Source organism: Campylobacter sp. BCW_4338 (assembly GCF_001763255.1).
GTDB classification, from domain to species: Bacteria; Campylobacterota; Campylobacteria; order Campylobacterales; family Campylobacteraceae; genus Campylobacter_D; species Campylobacter_D jejuni.
In genome coordinates this window covers 1-2104 of the sequence record NZ_MJYJ01000021.1, presented here as the reverse complement: position 1 = coordinate 2104, position 2104 = coordinate 1, and the positions used below count along the sequence as shown (strand labels likewise).

General features: G+C 34.5%; 1 protein-coding gene. It reads left to right on the top strand.

The features are described 5' to 3' along the window. Positions 1-10: 10 nt before the first annotated feature. Positions 11-2104, top strand: a 2094-nt coding sequence (locus tag AJN69_RS01930) for a beta strand repeat-containing protein (RefSeq protein WP_407918702.1), incomplete at its 3' end; no start/stop codon positions are given.

The following is a 2104-nucleotide window of genomic DNA, read 5'->3' as shown; positions in this document are numbered from 1 at the left end:
GGGGGGGGGGATTAGAAAATCCCATTTAAATTCTAAAAAGATAGTTTTATCTTTAGCTACTATTTCTTTTTTGGCAAGTTGTGCTAATGCTAAATTAAATTCTGAAATAAAAACTTATGATGAAGCAAATAAAAATCTTAAGGCTAGATCAGCAGCAAGTGTTTATACTCCTCAAGCTAGAGTTAATACGACTATAAACACCTCAGAGACAGTACAAATCAACATTTCTGATTCAGGTCCACATACCATAATAATTGAAGCAGGTGGAACTCTAGGTAGTATAGGTAATAATGATAGAATCATCTATGCTCATGCTAATGGTAGCAATACCCTTACTCTTACCAATCTTACTAATAAAGGAACTATTAATGGCAATGTAAATGTAGAGCATGATAACGATTTTAAAGGAACCATCACTGTCAATACCTTTGAAAATACAGGTCAAGTTAATGGTCAAATTTATATGGGAGTTTGGGGTGGTAATTCAGGAACTCTTAACATTGATAAATTTAACAATAGTGGAACTATAGCAGTTTCTAATAACAATCAAGGAGTGTTTTTCGAAGGAAAAAATACTAATATACAAGCCTTTAACAATAATGGATTTATTAGCGGAAGCGAAGGTGTAAGCTTATCTAGCGGAACTATAAATAGTTTTAATAATAATGGAACTATCAGTGGTAACTCTTCTGGCATATTTGTATATGGTGGCAATATACAAACTCTTGAAAATTCAGGAACTATAATATCTAATGGTAATTACAGTAATCATGCTGGTATAAAACTAGAAAATGGTGGCTCCATAGAAAACATTATCAACACAGGAACTATAGAATCAAATTATTCTGGCATAATGGTAACTTATGGTAAATTTGGAACACTTACCATAAAAGATGGAGGTGTAATTCATGGCAAATACATAGGAATAGGAGTGGGTCAATGGCAAACTCTAGGGGATTTATATATAGATGGAGCAAGTTCAAAAAAAGATGGTACAGCAAGTGGAGTTTATGGCGATAGTTATGGAATTTCCTTAGATGTTGGCTCACGAACTCAAAAAATAGAACTTACAAATGGTGGTGTTATTAAAGGTGATATTAGTGGTATAAGATTAGATAGTGGAGCTTCTTTAAGTGGAGAAATGATTTTATCTGGTGAAGGCTCTAGAGTAGAAGGTGGAAGTGATGCTGGTATTTTTAATTTTGGTGGAAAAATAGAAGGCTCTATAACCGTAAAAGATGGAGCTACTATAACAGCCACTTCAAGTCAAGCCATATCTAATGTTGGCTCAGGAAGCATAACAGGTGGTATTACAGTTAGTGGGGAAAACACTAAACTTGAAGGAAATATAATCAATGCAGATAGTGCTTCTATAGGTAGTGATATCAAGATAGAAGGTGGAGCTAAGGTAGAAGGTGGTCTTGTTAATCAAGGCAATGGAAGTATCTCAGGAAGTGTTCAAGTAAGTGGTGGTAGCACCATTGATTCTATTACCAATGAGGGTAATGGAGCTATTTCTGGTTCAATTACTGTAGATAAAGATAGTAAACTTGATTCTATCACTAACACCTCTACTTCTGATACAGGTATAAGTGGTTCTATCACTAACAATAGTGATAATAAACTTGAAATTTCTAACTCAGGTAATATCGGTGGTAAGATTGAAAGCACTGGTGCTGCTGATATGGTAATTAGCAATAATGGTGGAGGAACTATTAGCGGAGGTATTAGTTCTTCAGGAAGTGGAAACACTAGTATTTCTAATTCACAAGGTTCAACCATAAATAATGGTATCACTGTTTCAGGATCAGCTCAAGTTGAAATTTCCAACCAAGGCTCAGTAGGTAAAGATAGCAATGGTAATACAGTAACTAACAATGGTAGTGGTAGTGTTGGAATTAAAGATTGGGTTGTTTCTACAGATAAAGAAACAGGTAAATTAGACACTATAGTTGTAGGTGGAAATGGTAAAGATAATGTAAAAGTAGAAAACATCACCGTAGATCAAAGCAATGTTAATCTTGATGAATTAGGCAATATCAACAATATCATCTCAGGTGTTAATCAAGGCAATATTGGCAATATAGGAACCAATGGAGGTGGA